This is a genomic window from Acidovorax sp. HMWF018, from assembly GCF_003061035.1.
In the GTDB taxonomy this organism is placed as follows: domain Bacteria; phylum Pseudomonadota; class Gammaproteobacteria; order Burkholderiales; family Burkholderiaceae_C; genus Acidovorax; species Acidovorax delafieldii.
Genome location: NZ_QAIM01000366.1, coordinates 384 through 4354, shown reverse-complemented (window position 1 = coordinate 4354; position 3971 = coordinate 384). Strand labels below are relative to the sequence as shown.

Annotated in this window: 3 protein-coding genes; all 3 read left to right on the top strand. The window is 65.8% G+C overall.

Annotation, left to right across the window (positions count from 1 at the left end):
* A partial coding sequence (locus DBR23_RS14030) for an iron ABC transporter permease (RefSeq protein ID WP_108498663.1) occupies positions 1 to 1849 on the top strand: 1849 nt, incomplete at its 5' end.
* A 28-nt stretch (positions 1850 to 1877) separates the two neighbouring features.
* Positions 1878 to 2960 (top strand): ABC transporter ATP-binding protein, encoded by a 1083-nt coding sequence (locus DBR23_RS14025; protein ID WP_108498662.1) that lies wholly within the window; start codon positions 1878 to 1880, stop codon positions 2958 to 2960.
* A gap of 7 nt (positions 2961 to 2967) precedes the next feature.
* Complete coding sequence (gene tal / locus DBR23_RS14020; RefSeq protein ID WP_108498661.1) at positions 2968 to 3918, top strand: transaldolase; 951 nt, start codon at positions 2968 to 2970, stop codon at positions 3916 to 3918.
* The last annotated feature ends 53 nt before the right edge of the window (positions 3919 to 3971 follow it).

The following is a 3971-nucleotide window of genomic DNA, read 5'->3' as shown; positions in this document are numbered from 1 at the left end:
GAACAACAGCCTGGGCGAACTGGGTGCGCGCCAGCCCGGCATGGGCTGGGGCGGGTTTGTGGTGCTGTCGGCGCTGCTGGTGCTGCTGTCTTTTGGGGTGGCACGGCGGGGCTTCTTCAAGGGCGATCTGTTCGTGGCGGCTGCGGTGGTGGGCTGTGGCAGCCTGCTCGCGCTGTTCATCGTGTTCCCGGTGCTCAAGGCGCTGTCGGCTGCGTTTTTTCTGGAGGACGGCCCGTTCTCGCTGGCCGTGGTGTGGGAGCGCATTGCGCACGAGCGCAACTTCAGCCTGTCGTGCCTGGCGGGCGGCCAGCGCTGCGGTGTGGCCTGGAACACGCTGTTCCTGGGCTTGATGACGGCCACCAGCACCACGCTGCTGGGCACCTTCATGGCGCTGATGGCCGAGCGCGCCTCGCGCCGCTATGCGCGGCCGCTGAACATCGTGGCGCTGCTGCCCATCATCACGCCGCCGTTTGTGGTGGGCCTGGGGCTCATCCTGCTGTTCGGCCGTGCAGGGGTGTTCAACCAGTTTCTGGAATACGCGTTTGGCATCACGCCGTCGCGCTGGTTCTACGGCTGGCTGGGCGTGTGGGTGGCGCAGACCTTTGCCTTCACACCCATTGCTTTCATGATCATGCGCGGCGTGGTGCAGGGCGTGGCGCCCAGCCTGGAAGAGGCCGCGCAAACGCTGCGTGCCAGCCCGCACCGCACCTTCATGACCGTGACCCTGCCGCTGCTCAAGCCGGGCCTGGCCAATGCGTTCCTGGTGGGCTTCATCGAAAGCATGGCCGACTTCGGCAACCCCATCGTGGTGGGCGGGCAGTTCTCGGTGCTGTCCACCGAAATCTTCTTTGCCATCGTGGGTGCGCAGTACGACCAGGGCCGTGCCGCGTCGCTGGCCTGGATCCTCACGTTCTTTGCGCTCACCGTGTTTGCCATCCAGCGCGGCTTGCTGGGCAAACAGAACTTCACCACTGTATCGGGCAAGGGCGATGCGGGCATCGCCATGCCGCTGCCCACCGGCGTGCGCCGCGTGGTGCACTCCATTGCACTGCCCTGGATGGCGTTCACCCTGATCGTGTACCTGTTTGCGCTGGCCGGTGGCTTTGTACAGACCTGGGGGCGCGACTACACCATCACGCTGGCGCATTTCCGTACTGCGTTCAGCGTGGAATGGGGCGAGTTTGGTGTGGTGTGGGCGGGCACGGCGTGGAACTCGTTCTTCACCACGCTCAAGCTCGCCGCCATCTCGGCGCCGCTCACGGCCACGCTGGGCATCGGCATTGCGTGGCTGCTGGCGCGCACCGAGTTCCGGGGGCAGGGCGCGTTCGAGTTTGCAGCGCTGCTGGCTTTTGCCATTCCCGGCACGGTGCTGGGCGTGAGCTACATCCTGGCGTTCAACGTGCCGCCGTTCGAGCTGACGGGCACCGCCCTCATCATCGTGCTGTGCTTCATGTTCCGTAACCTGCCGGTGGGCGTGCGGGCGGGCACGGCGGCGTTCAAGCAACTCGACCGGTCGCTGGATGAGGCGTCCGTCATGCTGCGCGCAGGCAGCGTACAGACGTTGCGCCACGTGGTGCTGCCGCTGCTCAAGCCCGCCCTGGTGGCTGCACTGGTCTACAGCTTTGTGCGTGCCATCACCACCGTGAGCGCGGTGATCTTCCTGGTCACCGCCGAGAACGAGCTGGCCACCACCTACATCATCGGCCGCGTGGGCAATGGCGACTATGGCGTGGCGCTGGCGTACTGCACGGTGCTCATCATCCTGATGTCGGCCTCCATCGGCCTGATCCAGCTGCTTGTCGGCGACCGCAAGCTGGGCCGCCGTGGGGCTGCCCCGGCCGCGCACTGAACACCCTTGCAGAAAAAGAAGAAACGCCATGAACCATAACGACGCGGGCATCGTGTTCCGCAACATCACCAAGCGCTACGGCAGCGACAGCAGCGCGGCCCTGGCCGTCAAGGGCATCAGCTTTGAGGTGCCGCGCGGCACGCTCACCACCATCCTCGGCCCCTCGGGCTGCGGCAAGACGACCACCTTGCGCATGATCGCGGGTCTGGAGTCGCCCACCTCCGGCGAGATCTTCATCGCAGGCCAGGACGTGACCACGCTGGGCCCCGCGCAACGCAATGTGAGCATGATGTTCCAGAGCTACGCGTTGTTCCCGCACATGAACGTGGTGGAGAACGTGATGTACGGCCTGCGCATGTCGGGCCAGCCCAAGGAGCAGGCGCGCACCAAGGCCGTGGAGGCGCTGCGCGGCGTGGGCCTGGTGGGCTATGACGACCGCCTGCCCAGCGAGCTGTCTGGTGGCCAGCAGCAGCGGGTGGCCCTGGCCCGCGCGCTGGTGCTGGAGCCCGAGGTGCTGCTGTTTGACGAGCCCTTGTCCAACCTCGACGCCCGCCTGCGCCGCGAGATGCGCGAAGAAATCCGCGCGCTGCAGCAGCGCCTGTCACTCACCGTGGCCTATGTCACGCACGACCAAGCCGAAGCCATGGCGGTGAGCGACCAGATCATCGTGATGAACCAGGGCCTGATTGCGCAAAAGGGATCGCCCCGTGCGTTGTACGAAACCCCGCATAGTGAGTTTGTGGCCGGCTTCATGGGCGAGGCCATGCTGTTCCCGGCCGTGGCCGACCCTGATGGCACGGTGGCGCTCGGCCCGCTGGTGCTGCGCCCGCGCATGGCGGTGCAAAGCGGCCCGGTGAAGGTGGCGGTGCGGCCTGAGGCCTGGCGTATTCACCGCCAGGGCGAGGGCCTGCTGCCCGCCCGGCTGGACAAGCGGGCCTACCTGGGTGCCGTGTACGAATACACCTTCGAGACTGCGCTGGGCCACATCTTCGTGGTGTCTTCCGATCTGGACGAGGTGCTGGCCGTGGGCGACGCGGTGCGGCTGAGCCTGGGTGCCCATGGCGTATCGGTGGTTGGTAGTACCGAAGCTGCCCGGACCAATGCGGAATAATGGCGCCATGACGAACCAACTCGACGCCCTCAAACAGTTCACCACCGTGGTTGCCGACACCGGCGACTTTCTGCAACTGGCCCAGTTCCGTCCGCAGGACGCGACGACCAACCCTTCGCTGATCCTCAAGGCGGTGCAGAAGCCCGAATACGCACCCTTGCTCAAGGACACCGTCGCCAAGTGGCAAGGGCGCGCGATGGACGAGGTGATCGACCGCCTGCTGGTGCGTTTTGGCTGCGAAATCCTGACCCACGTGCCCGGCCGTGTTTCCACCGAAGTGGACGCCCGCCTGAGCTTTGACACCAGTGCCACCGTCACGCGCGCAGAGCGCATCATCGAGCTGTACCAGGCCGAAGGCATCCACATCGACCGCGTGCTCATCAAGATCGCGGCCACGTGGGAAGGCATTCAGGCCGCCGAAAAGCTGGAGCGCAAGGGCATCCACACCAACCTCACGCTGCTGTTTTCGTTCGCCCAGGCCGTGGCCTGCGGCCAGGCCAAGGTGCAGCTGATCTCGCCCTTTGTGGGCCGCATTTACGACTGGTACAAGAAGCAGGCGGGTGCGAGCTGGGACGAGGCCGCCCGCGCTGGTGCCAACGACCCGGGCGTGCAGTCGGTTACCCAGATCTACAACCATTACAAGCGCTTCGGCATTGCCACCGAGGTGATGGGCGCGAGCTTCCGCAATGTGGGGCAGATCACGGCGTTGGCCGGGTGCGACCTGCTCACCATTGCGCCCGAGCTGTTGGCGCAGCTGGCTGCGAGTGATGCGCCGTTGCAGCGGGCGTTGGATGCGGAGGCTGCCAAGGCGATGGACTTGCCTGCGGTGAACTATGACGAGGCGGGGTTCCGGTTTGCGCTGAATGAGGATGCGATGGCGACCGAGAAGCTGGCTGAGGGGATTCGGGCGTTTGCAGTGGACGCTGTGAAGCTGGAGAAGCTGATCCTCGCGGCTTGAGCTCGGGCTTCCTTTTTGAGCGGCTGGTGCCTGGGTTGCGGGCGCTGGCCGTT